Source organism: Paenibacillus sp. JT22N1 (genome assembly GCF_059692155.1).
Window position 1 is genome coordinate 240,639 of the sequence record NZ_JCAUAW010000003.1, and the last position, 14,993, is coordinate 255,631.

14 protein-coding genes are annotated in these 14,993 nt (G+C 44.8%); 3 read left to right on the forward strand and 11 right to left on the reverse strand.

Annotated elements, in window-relative coordinates; all coding sequences use genetic code 11:
* Positions 1–25: 25 nt before the first annotated feature.
* Positions 26–1,750 (reverse strand): acetate--CoA ligase, encoded by a 1,725-nt coding sequence (acsA, locus tag AC58UU_RS07450; protein ID WP_497314340.1) that lies wholly within the window; start codon positions 1,748–1,750, stop codon positions 26–28.
* A 223-nt stretch (positions 1,751–1,973) separates the two neighbouring features.
* Between acsA and AC58UU_RS07455 the strand changes: the two genes are divergently transcribed.
* Positions 1,974–2,612, forward strand: a complete 639-nt coding sequence (locus AC58UU_RS07455; protein ID WP_497314343.1) for a GNAT family N-acetyltransferase — start codon at positions 1,974–1,976, stop codon at positions 2,610–2,612.
* A gap of 69 nt (positions 2,613–2,681) precedes the next feature.
* A complete protein-coding gene (locus AC58UU_RS07460) occupies positions 2,682–3,866 on the forward strand; it encodes an acetoin utilization protein AcuC (protein ID WP_497314344.1) in 1,185 nt (394 codons plus the stop codon).
* A gap of 70 nt (positions 3,867–3,936) precedes the next feature.
* On the opposite strand, the gene AC58UU_RS07465 is transcribed toward AC58UU_RS07460, so the two are convergent.
* From AC58UU_RS07465 to AC58UU_RS07495, 7 genes are all read right to left on the reverse strand, one after another.
* Positions 3,937–4,641 carry a 5'-methylthioadenosine/adenosylhomocysteine nucleosidase gene (locus AC58UU_RS07465; protein ID WP_497314346.1) on the reverse strand — a complete coding sequence of 235 codons (705 nt, stop codon included), beginning with the start codon at positions 4,639–4,641 and terminating at the stop codon, positions 3,937–3,939.
* 88 nt (positions 4,642–4,729) lie between these two features.
* A complete protein-coding gene (gene ccpA / locus AC58UU_RS07470; protein WP_312880513.1) occupies positions 4,730–5,734 on the reverse strand; it encodes a catabolite control protein A in 1,005 nt (334 codons plus the stop codon).
* A 274-nt stretch (positions 5,735–6,008) separates the two neighbouring features.
* On the reverse strand, positions 6,009–6,416 hold the full coding sequence (locus AC58UU_RS07475; protein ID WP_029195585.1) for a hypothetical protein: 408 nt from the start codon (positions 6,414–6,416) through the stop codon (positions 6,009–6,011).
* Positions 6,417–6,540: 124 nt separating this feature from the next.
* Positions 6,541–7,083, reverse strand: a complete 543-nt coding sequence (locus AC58UU_RS07480) for a type 1 glutamine amidotransferase domain-containing protein (RefSeq protein WP_171688344.1) — start codon at positions 7,081–7,083, stop codon at positions 6,541–6,543.
* A 1-nt stretch (position 7,084) separates the two neighbouring features.
* Positions 7,085–8,824 carry a phosphoenolpyruvate--protein phosphotransferase gene (gene ptsP / locus AC58UU_RS07485; protein WP_171648643.1) on the reverse strand — a complete coding sequence of 580 codons (1,740 nt, stop codon included), beginning with the start codon at positions 8,822–8,824 and terminating at the stop codon, positions 7,085–7,087.
* Positions 8,821–10,710 carry a glucose PTS transporter subunit IIA gene (locus AC58UU_RS07490; RefSeq protein WP_497314349.1) on the reverse strand — a complete coding sequence of 630 codons (1,890 nt, stop codon included), beginning with the start codon at positions 10,708–10,710 and terminating at the stop codon, positions 8,821–8,823. Before AC58UU_RS07490 ends, ptsP begins: the two co-directional genes overlap by 4 nt.
* A gap of 198 nt (positions 10,711–10,908) precedes the next feature.
* Complete coding sequence (locus tag AC58UU_RS07495) at positions 10,909–11,571, reverse strand: hypothetical protein (RefSeq protein WP_497314351.1); 663 nt, start codon at positions 11,569–11,571, stop codon at positions 10,909–10,911.
* 185 nt (positions 11,572–11,756) lie between these two features.
* Here AC58UU_RS07495 and AC58UU_RS07500 point away from each other — a divergent pair, with 185 nt between their 5' ends.
* Positions 11,757–12,323 (forward strand): NAD(P)/FAD-dependent oxidoreductase, encoded by a 567-nt coding sequence (locus AC58UU_RS07500; RefSeq protein WP_497314353.1) that lies wholly within the window; start codon positions 11,757–11,759, stop codon positions 12,321–12,323.
* Positions 12,324–12,407: 84 nt separating this feature from the next.
* Here AC58UU_RS07500 and AC58UU_RS07505 read toward each other — a convergent pair whose 3' ends face one another.
* Genes AC58UU_RS07505 through aroA form a run of 3 tightly spaced genes read right to left on the reverse strand, consistent with a single transcriptional unit; the run spans position 12,408 to position 14,992 of the window.
* Positions 12,408–12,833: a CoA-binding protein gene (locus tag AC58UU_RS07505; protein ID WP_171648637.1), complete on the reverse strand. Its 426-nt coding sequence runs from the start codon at positions 12,831–12,833 to the stop codon at positions 12,408–12,410.
* 11 nt (positions 12,834–12,844) lie between these two features.
* Positions 12,845–13,663, reverse strand: coding sequence for a C39 family peptidase (locus AC58UU_RS07510; RefSeq protein ID WP_497314355.1), 819 nt, complete (start codon positions 13,661–13,663; stop codon positions 12,845–12,847).
* Between the two features lie 30 nt (positions 13,664–13,693).
* Positions 13,694–14,992: a 3-phosphoshikimate 1-carboxyvinyltransferase gene (aroA, locus tag AC58UU_RS07515; protein WP_497314357.1), complete on the reverse strand. Its 1,299-nt coding sequence runs from the start codon at positions 14,990–14,992 to the stop codon at positions 13,694–13,696.
* Between the last annotated feature and the right edge of the window lies 1 nt (position 14,993).

Below are 14,993 nucleotides of genomic sequence, written 5' to 3' on the forward strand. Positions count from 1 at the left end.
CTGGTGCAAAGAAGGCTTGATTGCCTTAGTCTTCGATCGTCGATAAGTCGCCTGTTGGCAAATTGAGCTCCCAAGCTTTAAGAACACGGCGCATAATTTTACCACTGCGTGTCTTAGGCAGCTTGTCTTTAAATTCAATTTCACGAGGAGCTGCGTGGGCAGAAAGCCCTTCTTTAACAAATTTGGAAATATCTGCTTTGAGCTCATCAGATGGAGTGTAGCCTTCACGCAGGGCGATAAACGCTTTAATAATCTCTCCACGCATTGGGTCAGGCTTACCAATAACCCCAGCTTCTGCAACCGCAGGATGCTCAACAAGCTTACTCTCCACCTCGAAAGGACCTACCCGCTCACCTGCTGTGTTAATCACATCATCCACACGACCTTGGAACCAGAAGTACCCCTCTTCATCCTGATAAGCCGAATCACCGGAAACGTACCAACCTGTCAAACGGAAATATTCTTCGTATTTCGAAGGGTTATTCCAAATTTTGCGCATCATCGAAGGCCACGGCGTTTTGATAGCTAGGTTCCCCATCCGATTAGGAGGCAAAATGTTCCCTGCATCATCAATAATAGCCGCTTCGACACCCGGAATTGGACGCCCCATTGAACCAGGCTTAATCGTCATGGATGGATAGTTACAGATGAGTTGTCCACCTGTTTCTGTCATCCACCAAGTGTCATGTATACGTTGGTTATAAACTTTTAGCCCCCAACGTACAACTTCGGGATTTAACGGTTCGCCTACGCTAAGTACGTGACGAAGCGAAGACAGATCAAACCCAGTAACAACATCATCACCGGCACCCATCAACATACGGAAAGCAGTTGGCGCACTGTACCAAACGGTAACTTTGTATTTCTGAAGCGTATTGTACCAATCTTGGGGACTGAAGCGTCCACCGCGAATAACATTCGTTGCACCATTTAACCATGGAGCAAAGATCCCATAGGAGGTTCCCGTTACCCAACCTGGATCCGCTGTACACCAGTAAATATCATCTTCTTGAAGATCTAATACAATCTTACCCGTATAATAATGTTGGAGCATGGCGTTTTGAACGTGATAGACACCCTTTGGTTTACCCGTTGAGCCAGACGTATAGTGGATAATTAATCCATCTTCACGATCCAGCCACTCAATGTCAAGTTCGGTTGAAGCGCTTTCCATCTCTTTGTAGAAATCAACTTGTCCCTCAGCTAGCTCCACATTTTCACCAACGAGAATGACGTGCTTCAAATGTGGAAGTTCATTATAAGGAACACGCGATAGTAAGCTTGGTGTCGTAATAATCGCTACAGCTTCACTATCTTCCAAACGGTCTCTAACTGCTGTTTCCATAAAAGCCTCAAATAATGGCCCAACAACAGCACCTACTTTGAGGGTTCCAAGTAACGAATAGTAAAGTTCCGGTGTGCGTGGCATGAAAATAAAGACGCGCTCGCCTTTACCAACACCAAGACCTCGAAGCACATTACCAAACTGATTAGATTTCGCTTTCATTTGTCCATAAGTGATTGCTTCTTCTCGCTGACTATCGCTATAATAAAGTGCGATTTTATCCTTTTTGGATGAGTCAGCATGACGATCAATCGCTTCATATGCCATGTTAACTTTACCTGTTTCATACCAGGAAAAGCTCTTCTCGATGTCTTTCCAGTCAAATGTCGCATGCGTTTGTTCATAATTGATCATGTTAGGATTAGTGGATACAGCTTCAATGAGTTCAACTTTCATTTGATCCATGTACGTAAAACCCTCCTCACGTGGTAAACCGCTTTCACTTTACTGATTAATTCAAGCAAAATGTGATCGATTTTTGACATATTCTATTATATCATACTAGGAAATATTCGCCTACGTTAAAAATTCGTCTTTTAATTCCAACCAAAGTTTGGTATAAGAATACTATGACCTAACGGAAAAGGAAACGTTCATCATGCTTTTTTTTAAAAGGAGAGCTAAGGTTATGCAGCATATCAAAATATACCACTCACACAGCTTGCGCGCAGCTCCCGATCAACCCGAAATTATCATAGAAGGTCCTGTTTCAGCAGAAACCCTGCAGGAACTTGTTATGCATATCAAATTAGATGCGTTCCGCAGACCTAAGGAGCAGTTAGAGGCACTAGTCGAAATCGCACAATTACCTGAAGGACGTATCATAATTGCAAGAGACGGCTCCACCATTGTCGGCTATGTCACCTTCCACTATCCAGACGAGATTGAGCGTTGGTCACAGGGACATATGCAGGATTTAATTGAACTAGGCGCCATAGAAGTTGCAGACGACTACCGATCCATAGGATTAGGGAAAAAGATGATTCGACTCGCTTTCGAAGATGAGCAAATGGAGAATATCATCTGTTTCACCACAGAGTATTATTGGCATTGGGACTTGGAAACAAGCAAATTAACGGTCTGGGAATACCGTCAAATGATGGAGAAGCTCATGAAAAGCATCGACATGATCTGGTTCGCTACGGACGACCCAGAAATATGCTCACATCCAGCCAACTGTCTTATGGTAAGAATCGGCAAAAAGGTGCCGATTTCTTCCGTTGAGCAATTTGATCGCATTCGTTTTCAGCAGCGTTTCATGTATTAATTTCTAAGTAATCGTGGGATTTCTAGGGCTTCAAGCGAAATTGTTAGTCCATTCGGGGGAATTAGGGATATGAACAAGAAGGCAAATCCTGTCTTTATCTATGATGATCAAGAAATTCAATATAAATTCAATGAAAACCACCCGTTCAATCAAGATCGCCTTACGATGACGGTAGATCTGCTGCGAAAAGCCGGCGCGCTCCCTAACAGCGCGCTATGGGCTCCTCGCTCCGCGACAGATAACGAGCTGCTGCGGGTTCATTCCCCCGCTTACATCGAAGCGGTGAAAGCGCTTAGCTGTTCCGTGCCGGAGGCGGCTTGGGTCCGAGAAGCAACGCGCTTCGGACTTGACACCGACGACACGCCTTACTTCGCCGGGATGCATAATACTACGGCGAAGGTCGTGGGCGGTTCCATCACCGCTGTCGAGATGGTGATGTCCGGTAAGGCTCCACACGCCCTCCACCTGGGCGGCGGATTGCACCACGCCCTGCAAAGCAAGGGCGCAGGTTTCTGCGTCTACAACGACGCGTCAGCGGCGATTGCGCACGCAAAAGAGATGTACGGCGCAAAGGTGCTGTACATCGACACAGATGTGCATCATGGAGATGGCGTGCAGTGGGGCTTCTACGCCGATCCTCAGGTATGCACACTTTCTATCCACGAGACGGGGAAATATTTATTCCCCGGCACGGGCGCCGTGAACGAACGCGGCGAAGGCGACGCGTTCGGCACGAACATTAACATGCCGGTGGAGCCCTACACCGAGGATGAATCGTGGCTGGAGTGTTTCAGTGAGGTGCTCACCGAGACGATTCGAAGCTTCCAGCCAGACGTCATTATCTCGCAGCATGGGTGCGATGCCCATGCTTTCGACCCGCTCGCGCATGTACATTGCTCCATGCGCGTGTACAAGGCTATGCCCGAGCTGATCCACTCCCTTGCGCACCAGTGGTGCGAAGGGCGATGGATAGCGCTCGGAGGCGGCGGGTACGACATCTGGCGTGTCGTACCACGGGCTTGGAGCCTGCTCTGGCTCGTCATGAGCGAGCAGGCGATCTTAGATCAGCTGGAGGCGCAGCCCCAGCTGAAGCTGCCACAGGCGTGGCTGGACGCCTGGCAGAGCAAGAGCCCTGTCCAGCTGGTGGATACGTGGCTGGACCCCGTAGATGCTTGGGCGCCGATTCCAAGGCGCCAAGCGATTGCCGAGAAGAACCGGCAAACGAAGGAACTCGCTATGATGTATTTGAAGTAAAAATAAAAGCTCAGAACCACCGTCATTTCGGCGATATTCTGAGCTTTTTTTATTCCTGTCTTTTTTATACCTAATATAGATGTTTCACGATATCCTCAACCATTTTGTACGAATTCTCAGATGCCTGGACTGTAAACTCAGCAAAGTTAACATGAGCTGAACCATCTGCTTTATCGGACATCGATCGAAGCACGACATAAGGAGTGGCATTCATCGAGCAAACTTGAGCAACTGAAGCCCCTTCCATTTCAACACAAACGCCGCCAAGCTCTTCATACAGGCTAGCAACAACTTCCCTGCTTGCAATAAACTGGTCCCCAGAGAGTACTCTCCCCTTTTTAACCTTGCCTGCAAACAGTTTTTCACCTGATGCAACAGCCAACTCAACAAGCTTACTATCCGCTTCGAAGGTGGATTTCGCTTCATAAGGGATGACGCCACGAGGAAACCCAAGTGCTGTAACATCCATATCATGCTGCATGCATTCACTCGATATCACGAGATCCCCGATATTCAGCTCTGGATCTAATGCTCCCGCTACTCCTGTAAAAATAACGGCTTCGACGCCGAAGCTATCAATTAAAATTTGAGTTGTCACAGCGGCATTCACTTTCCCTACACCTGTCCGGCACACAACAACTTGCTTGTCAAAATACGTACCTTCACGAAACGTAATACCAGCTTTGATCGTTTCACGTACATCGGTCATATGTGAAACTAGCAGCTCTATTTCTTCGTTCATCGCTCCGATTAGAGCAATTTTATTCCATGTCATTTCATTATCCTCTTTCCCTTATCAACATGAGAAAACCTCTACCGAGATCATCCCCAAAGGAATGACCTCGCTTAGAGGTTTGATTTGATTAAGATTGTGTAACGGAGTTGCGGTAAATAACTTCGTGCGGTAGGATAACCTGCATGTTATCCGTTGACTCTTTATTCATCAGCTTCGTTAGAAGACGCATCGACACGGCGCCGATATCATACATCGGTTGGGCTACTGTCGTTAAAGTCGGTCTAACCATGGAAGCCATGCGAATATTGTCCACGCTAATTACGGCGATATCTTGCGGCACTCTAAGTCCATTGTCTTGAATCGTATGAATGGCGCCAATCGCCATCTCGTCTGTTGCGGAGAAGATCGCTGTTGGTCTTGGTGAAAGCTCCAAGAAATAATTCACAGCGTCTACACTTGACTCATAACGATAGTTCCCAATGCGAACATATTCATCGCGCAGTGGAATGCCTGCTTCATCCAATGCTTTTTTGTAACCTTGATAACGCGCAAATCCATTCGCTGGATCATGCAGCGTTCCGGATATCATCGCAATGTCACGATGACCGGCTTCAATAAGCACATTCACAGCATCGAAAGCAGCTTTCTCATGATCGATATCCACGGATGCCATGGCTTGGTTCTCATCCTTCGTGCCGCATAAAACGACAGGGACGGAAGACGTGCGGAATGCCTGTGTATGTTCCTCAGTTACTACGCCACCCATGAAGAGCAATCCATCAACCTGCTTCTCAAGCAAGGTGTTAATAACACGAATTTCTTTTTCTTTCTTCTTGTCCGCATTACACAAAATAATATTGTAATGGTACATATTGGCAATATCCTCAATCCCACGTGCTACTTCAGCAAAAATGGAATTGGAAATATCGGGAATGACAACACCAACTGTCGTTGTCTTCTTACTCGCTAAACCCCTTGCTACCGCATTAGGGCGGTAACCGAGCCGTTCAATGGCTTCAAAAACCTTCTTACGTGTTTGTGGCTTAACGTTAGGATTGTTGTTTACAACCCTAGATACGGTTGCCATCGAAACTCCTGCTTCTCTTGCTACATCATAAATGGTTACGGTCACGGTTACTCTCTCCATTTTCAAAAGTATTCTGCGATCCTAGTATATTATCGTTATGATACGACAAATTAATCCATCTTGCAATGTATATTGAAAATGCTTTGAAAATAATTTCAATGTTTTTTCAAAAGATGTACACATTATGCAAGGATAAACGACTCCATCGTCCTTTTGGGACGAGTGAGTTTGTCAAGGTTGATGCGAAGCTAAAGTATAAACTTATACTTTCTTATCAACTATAAAAGCCAACCCCCCAATGGGATTGGCCACATACTGCTTATGTCGATATTGCACTCTGTGTGATTTGCGATAACCGCTTGCGAATTTCTTCGGTCCATGGCTCATCACCCAGCGATTGTGCTAGCAATAAGATGTCCAAAAGTTCATTGATACGTTCTTCAACGATCTTTTCCATGGAATCATTCATATGCTCTTTTTCCGTCACCTTCAGCAGCAGAAAAGCAACTTCCGAAAGCTCATGAAAAAAGAGCTGCTGCTTCTCAGGCTTACTCCCCAGCCTACCGATTAAACCGGTAAGTTCGGGTTTAACATGAGGAACAACTTCACTGCGACCACACGCTTCACATGAGTAAATAGGTACATTCTCAATGTCGACTTTGTTTTGATAAATAACCGTACGCAGACGAAGGTTCATCGTGCGTCCGCACTTACAATACTTTTGCATTCTAACACTCCTTCACTGGCGGGCGGCATGTACATGAATTGCTTGTACTATGATATTCTACGATTTTAATCGATTTCCTGCCGAATGAAGAGTAGTAGTTTTTGCCACCTATGGTAGTAGAATGTTACTTTACCTGTTGTTTATTAAATTGAATAAGCTCATCCACAAATCGCTTAGAAAATGCAGGAAGATCTGGCGGACGACGCCCAGAAATGATGTTGCGATCGACAACTACTTCTTCGTCCAACCAAGTTGCTCCCGCATTTTCGAGATCATCTCGAATGCCAGGCGTAGAAGTCATCGTGTACCCCTTTACGATTTTCGCCGAAATTAGCACCCAACCTGCATGACAGATTTGAGCAATCGGTTTTACTGCCGCGTGAAACTCCTGCGTTAGACGAATCACGTCCGGATAACGACGTAGCTTATCAGGCGCCCATCCTCCCGGAACATAAAGGCCGATGTAATCGGAAGACTTTACTTCATCAAAGGCGTAGTCAGTCGTAATGGGTACACCATATTTACCGTGATACACGGTTCCAGCCTTAGGACCAACAATATCCACTACGACCCCCGATTCACGCAAACGTAATACAGGATACCACATTTCCAAGTCTTCAAATTCTTCATCAACAAAAGCTAGTACTTTCGTTCCTGTCAATTCCATGCTAATTTCCTCCTACGATGGATTCTGTTTGTTCGGTTTGAGCAAGCAGTTCTATGATTTCATCACTTGTTTTACAAACTAGAATTTCATTGACTAGCTGTTTGCACTTCTTAGCGTCACTGCTTAGTAAACGGTGTTTCACTTGTAATAGTGTCTGCACGGAAATACTTAGTTCTTCTATTCCCAATCCCAGCCATATCGGAAGCGCTCGAATGTCACCCGCCATTTCTCCACAAACGCCTACGGGAATTCCTACACTTTTGGCCGAGTCGATCACATGTTTGAGAAGCCTAATAACTGCTGGATGATAGGGATTATATAAATGCGCGATGTTTTCATTCATCCTGTCCACAGCTAATACATATTGAACAAGATCATTCGTACCAATGCTCATAAAATTCACTTCACTTGCAAGGACATCTGCGATGAGAGCTGCAGCAGGCACTTCAATCGTTAATCCAACTTCGATATTTGCATTATATGGCAAGCCTTGTGCATGCAATTCCGCCTTGGCCTTCTCGAGCAGAGCTTTAGCCTGACGCACCTCATCCAGGGAAGTGACCATAGGATACATTATTTTCACGTTACCGTAATGGCTGGCCCTTAGAATCGCTCTAAGCTGTGTCATAAATAGGTCTTTACGGTCCAGCGAGATACGAATCGCCCGATACCCCAGAAATGGATTATCTTCTTTTGCAAGCGGCAAATAATCAAGCTTTTTATCTCCGCCAATATCGAGCGTTCGGATTACAATGGGGCGACCTTTCAGCTGCCTCGCTGCGTGACGATAAACTTCATACTGCTCGTCTTCGCTGGGTAACGAATCGCGGTCCATGTAAAGATATTCCGTCCGGAACAAACCTACCCCAGAAGCCCCGTTACGTAAAACCTGATCGATCTCCAGCACAGAATTGATATTGGCATGTAAATTCACATAGCTCTTGTCCAACGTTACTGGTGCAACGTCAGCTATCTCTTGCAAGCTTTCTTTGAACTCGAGCCAATTCTTTTTGCGTGCTTGATACCGCTCAATCGTTATTTTATCAGGATTGATGTATAAGGTACCCTCTTGTCCATCAATAATTAGGAAATCGCCATTTTGAATGGGCCGCAGAAGCTTCCCTTCCAAACCCAGCACATATGGAACGGACATTGCTCTTGCCATGATAGATACGTGTGAATGCGTGCCACCAAGAATCGTTAGCAGACCAAGCACATTAGCCGGGTCCAAATGAGCCAATTGAGACGGTGTTAGCTCTTTGGCGACCAATATGTAAGGATGATCGATCGGCGGTACCGTTGAGCTAGTATCGCCGAGCAAGTGCTTCAAAAGCCGGTTTCCGACATCTTTAATATCAAGCGCTCGTTCCTTCATATATTCGTCGTCAATGAGATTGAACATATCGACAAATTTATCGATAACTTCTTTTACAGCGACTTCTGCCGCCTTGTACTGCAGCTCAATAATCCCTTGAATCTCGTTCATAAAAATGGGATCTTCCAAAATCGCCAAATGTGCATCAAAAATATAGGCTTGATCTTGTCCAACAACATCCTTAATCTCTTGCTTAATGATCTCTAGCTCATCTTTGGAAGATCGAATACCATCATACAAACGTTCAAATTCATAAGACAAATCGGTGACATCAATCATTTTCTCAGGAAAATCCCACTCCCAAGTAGGTATGACAAAAGCCTGACCCATCGCGATCCCTGAAGACGCTCCTATTCCTCTGATCATCCATTCGTCCCCCCCGTTTGTTTAGTAGGCTTTAGGACAACCGACATCACAGAACCTTGGCCTTTTTTGACAGCTTTAAATGGAGCAAAACTCCAAGATTTAACAAGATCGGGATTCGTAATAATCATCGGTGTCGCCATCGATGAAGCGAATTTTTTGACTTTATTGTAGTTAAACTTAACTAGTAGTTGCCCCGGTTCCACGTGATCGCCTTCTTTTACTACCGCATTAAAACATTTACCCGGCAAACTAGACGTATCGATGCCAATATGCAGCAGGACCTCCAAACCTTCCTCGGTCAAGATGCCCAGGGCATGCATAGTCGGATAAATGTGCATAATGGTCCCGGCAACAGGAGAAACCAATTCTCCTTTCTCGGGAATAAAAGCAACGCCGTTTCCTACCAAACGCGAAGCAAAGATACGATCAGGCACTTCTTCAATTGGGATCATGCGTCCTTGCATTGGCGAAGTAAATAACACCACATGAATATCCTTGCGCAATACTTTCATAATCTCTTCACGAATTAGCTCTGAGAATGTTCCGAACACGACCTGAACATTGCCTCCTCCAAGACGGATGACGCCTGCTGCTCCTAAGTGTCGTAATGCCGTGATGTCCATCAAACGATCATTGACAAGTGTAAGACGCAATCTGGTAATGCAGGCTTCAATCTTCTTAATATTGTCTTTCCCACCGAGTGCTTGCAAAATAAGTGGAGAGCGATATGGAATATCACCTGCCCACTCTTCAAGTGAGGAGCCTTCTTCTCTACCTGGCGTAGGAATCTGGAACCGCCGTATAGCCCAGCGGAACATGAAATAGTAGAGAAGCCCATAAACGATACCAATCGGTATGAGCAATAAACCGTTATGCGATAGGTGCAAATTAATGACATAGTCGATGGCCCCGGCTGAATAAGAAAAACCGTGATGAATATTTAATTCATAAGCCAACCACATGGCTGCTCCAGACAAAATCGCATGAATAACAAATAAATACGGAGCAACGAAGAGAAAAGCAAATTCAATAGGCTCAGTGACTCCTGTTAAAAAAGAAGCTAACGCTGCTGTCAAAAATGTCGCTTTAATCTTCGGCTTCAAATCTTCCCGCGCTTCCCCAATAATCGCAAAAGCGATTGCTGGGAGGGCAAACATCATAATGGGATATAATCCGGCCATATACATACCTGCTGTCGGATCTCCGGCAAAATACCTAGGTAAATCCCCATAAGCCATATGTCCCGTTGGCGTCTGATAAGCACCTACTTGAAACCAGAAAAAGTTATTCAAAATATGATGCAAACCCGACGGAACGAGAAGACGATGCGCGATACCATAAACAAAGGCACCTAAACCGCCTAATCCAAGCAGCCAATTGGAGAGCTTACCCATCCCCATTTCTAAGTAGGGGCCAATAGTGATCATAATATAAGACACTACAAGCGTGGACAGCCCCATAATAAGCGGAACTATGCGGGGGCCACCGAAAAATTGTATGTATTCTGGAAGCTTAATCTCTTTACAGCGATGATAAATAATAGCAGCCAGTAATCCAATTAATATCCCACCTGGTACACCCAGTTGAAATTGAGTCCCCAGTTCATGTTCAATTAGTCTTGTGAACATAAAATAGCCCAGCATGGCTGATAAACCAGCAATCCCAGCACTTTCAGTAAGGCCTAGCGCTACACCAACAGCGAAAATGATTGGTATATAATCGAAGACCGTATTCCCAGCCAACAGCAGCATATCCCCTAAGCTAGATGCGTGAATGACATCCCAAGGTAGATCCCCTAGACGAAGCAACACAGCAGCGATAGGAAGCGCAATGGTAGGCAGCATTAATGAGCGGCCAAGCTGTTGTAAGTTCCCCATCCAGTTCAAACGTATGCTACCTCCTAAGAGTTTTGCTTTTGCAAAACTGACATCGTAAGCAAAAGCTTAGCGTTTTCTAAGAAAACTTGCATTGTAAGCATAAGCCTTCTCTTATCAAATCGTAAAGCTTGTTAGCCTGTTTGTCAAAACAAAATAAGCAGGTCGGCGTTCGACCTGCTCGTAAACTCATTCGAAACGGTTTCCCTATTAAAACGAGGAATTGTATCCGGATTGTTGCCCCATGCTTGTATTATTAAATCCGGAATTAAAAGATTGAAGCGATTGTTGTGGCATGTTTTGTTGCATGCTTTGTTGTGATCTATAGCCACTTTGGAAGGATTGCTGAGAAGGTGTCGAGGATTCACTACGCAAATTCGCATCATGGCCTGGTTGATTCCCACGATAGTTCGCTGTATGGAAAGCGTTTGGTGAAACGTAAGCTTGTCCGTATGGTTGTTGATTCGACTGTGTAGAGCTACTGATCTGACTAGAAACAAATGGTTGTTGTTGAGCGGATACATAACCAAATTGTTGGGATTGGTTAGAAGCAAATTGGTTGCTCATTGGGGTAGAAGAATATCCGCTTTGGAAGTTAGTTTGTTGCTGTTGTTGTGGTTGATTCCCACGATAATTCGCAGTGTGAAAAGACTCTTGTGAAGTTGCCTGAGGAGCTTGTGAAGCTTGTAAATTCCCTTGGTTGAAACCTTGATTAGCTTGTCCAGCGTTAGGTTGATTATAGAAAGATTGTACAGTGCCAATAGGTTGGTACTGTTTTTGGTTACCTTGATACTGCGCATTGTTCCCCTGAAAACCTTGTGAAGATTGATAACCTTGGGAAGCATTCCCAAAGCTGTTATTATTGTTGTACATGTGTAAATCCTCCTCGGACTCTCATATTTTTGAGCACCTTTTTTGGGGCCTTTTTTATTCTCTCCGCTTGTTGATTTTTTATTTATGGAAGCCATTGGGATGATCCTTAAAAGAATTGACTATGAATTACCGGCTATGCCATAATCCTTTTGTATCCCATTCTCTTTGTAGGAGGAGTTACCGTAATGACATACGACGTTATTATTATTGGAGCAGGCCCAGCAGGATCTAGTGCAGCCTTATTCACCGCAAAAGCTGGTAAAAAGACGCTTGTCATTGACAACAATCAAAGTGTCACCAAACGAGCATGGGTCGAGAATCATTATGGCGTAGAAGCGATAGCGGGTCCTGATTTAGTCGAAATCGGGAAGAAACAAGCAGCTAAATTCGGGGCTGAATTCGTACAAGGCAAGGCGGAACAATTGGCAAAAACCGAAGAAGGCTTCCAAGTAACGACGGATATCGGAGCTTACGAAGGAAAACATGTTATTCTTGCTACAGGGCTGTCCGTTGAGCTCGCAGAAGCTTCAGGCATTCAGACGAGGCCCGGAACAGAACCACGAATCAAAACTGTCGTTGATGCTGATGCGCAAGGCAGCACGAGCCTTAAGGGTGTCTGGGCAGCAGGTACTACAGCTGGAGTTAGTATGCATACAATTGTTACTGCCGGTGATGGTGCTAAAGTCGCAATTAATGTCATTAGTGAATTAAATGGTGAGCGTTACGTCGACCATGATATATTAAAAGCTTAGCTGCTAACATAAAAAAAACCGCTTATCCCTTACCAATCTGGTAAAAGAAAAGCGGTTTTTAGTTTTGTCCAAAGTGCGGTGATTTTAGTTGTTTCGAGGATTTAGAATCGCATCTTCCACTTTAATACAGCGGTCCATAATGACTTCTAACCCGGCTTCGCTAGCAATACGTGCAGCTTCTTCATTCACAATATCGAGCTGGAGCCAGAAAACCTTCGCTTTAATTTTAACGGCTTCTTCTGCGACAGGAACCACTTGGTCAGCACGGCGAAACACATTGACGATATCCACAGGTTCAGGAATATCAGATAAAGAAGCGTAGCATTTCTCACCCAGTATTTCAGTAGCGTTCGGATTGACAGGAATGATCCGGTATCCTCTGCTTTGCATAGCCGCGGAAACCATATACGATGTACGATCTGGTTTATCAGACAAACCCACTACGGCAATATTACCCGCACTCGCTAGAATCTCCTTAATGTGCTCTCTTGACGGATTTTCAAAAGTCATGTGCTTCCCTCCTATTTTTTCAAGTACGTGAGACCTTGTTTCCCCATTGCGGTCCAACTGTCGATAAACTGATTTTTGTTTACCTGGACTTGCTTTTTACCGCTTAATGGATCATTCAAGTATACATTATTCTCATCATATCCTACCAATAATACAGCATGTTCAGCATATGTCGTCTTGATAGGTCCCTTAGGTGTATCCCAAGTTACCCATTTGTAAGGTATGTTGAAATCAATCGTTGTCCAAATAATAACCGGAATATCATTCGCAATCTGCTGCTCATATAGCTCGAAGGGCTCCCCCGTAATGTCAATGGCTTGAGGTACGTACGATTTCAGCATTGGAAATAGTCCGGCATGATAGATGCCAAAACCTCTCTGCTTCCGAGTGACATCGCCTACGAAACCTGTATTAGGATTTCCCCAATAAGCAATTGAACCGTCCGCATTTAAGGTGGCTGGTGTGTCATCCTTAGGCATTTCTGCAGCAAGTTCCATTTTGCTTTTTGTAATACCATGATACTGGAGCAGCATCGTTAAACTTGTTATTTCACAACCTGCTGGCAATTCTGGTAGTTGTGCAAAAACAGGCGCATCAATCATTGCTGATTTTTTTATCTGGATAGCTGGCGGCGGAGAAGCAACCTCAGTTACTTTCACGGAAGCTGTAGGCTTGACGGCAAGTATCCCAGGACTGGACGCTAAAAACGCTGGTTCTTTGCCAGTCGCTTTAGCATACAGCAACACAGCAAATACACTGCTTGCAAACACAAGTCCAGCAACGAGGAAGAAACCGAACGTCACCTTTAAACCCTGCCAAATAATCGTCATGCTGACTCACCCATTCGTTGTTTTGGGAATCTATGTCTCACTCACAAGTTCAACTTGAGCACCAATAGAACGTAAATGGTCAAAGTACTGCGGGTAGGATTTGGCCACATGATGGGCATCATGGATTATCAAACCCTTCTCTGAACGAAGACCAACAACAGTTAAAGCCATAATGACTCTATGATCGAAATGAGCATTAATTTCGACCCCACCTGTAACACCTTGTGGTTTACCATGTACGATAATTTCACTTTGGCGTTCTTCTACATCAGCACCGGCTTTACGCAACTCGTTCAAATAATCGGTGATACGGTCGCACTCTTTATAACGTAAATTTTCGACATTGTAGAAACGAGAAGTACCTTCTGCAAATACAGCTGCTGCAACCATAGCAAGCACGGCATCTGTAAAGTGATCACCATCGAACTCTCCAGCAATTAGCTTCTGGTTGCCTTTAACATGCACAACACCATTGTCATGAGTTAAATTGACACCCATTGCTCGCAGGACATCCACACAAGCCTTCTCACCCTGCTTGCTATTCTCTTCAAGACGAAGAACGCGTACATCTGAATTCGTTACAGCCGCAGCTGCTAGAATCGCAGCAGAACCCGGGTAATCGCCTTGAATGACGTATTCTTTGGCTTGATAGGATTGTCTACCTGGAATGCGGTAGTGCATAAGGTCTTCGCTGGCGTGCACAATAATACCAGCTTGTTCTAATACTTCCAGTGTTTGACCTACAATGATTTTGGATTTCAAATCGTGCAGCACTTCAATCTCGCTATCCTCTTCTAGCAAAGGTGTCATAAATAAAAGTGAACTTAGGAACTGTGAGCTGACATTACCGGAAACAGTGAGCTTGCCACCGCGCGGTTGTCCTCCTTTAATAGTTATCGGCAGACGTCCGTTAGAATGTTGTACTTCCACACCCATTTGTTGCAAAGTATCAATCAGATCATCATGCGGGCGCTTGCCCAGAGATTCAGGATACGTGTTTACGAATGTCACATCGGGACAAAAAGCGGCTGTAGACATCAAAAAGCGAAGTACAGCGCCGGCATTCCCTACATTAAGCTCAGAAACATGCTTGGGATGCTTACCAAAACCCGTAATAACGATTTTCTCATCATCTTCTTCAATAATAGCGCCTAAATCACGGACACAACGTCTCATAGCATCACTATCTTCACTATGAGCCGGATAATAGATGGTGCTCGTCCCGTCCGCAAGTGCTCCAATTAGCAAATAGCGGGTAGTGTAGTTTTTAGAGGAGAGAGCGTTTATTTCCCCTTGTAGATGGGCGGTTGGTTTCACGATGGCTTTCATG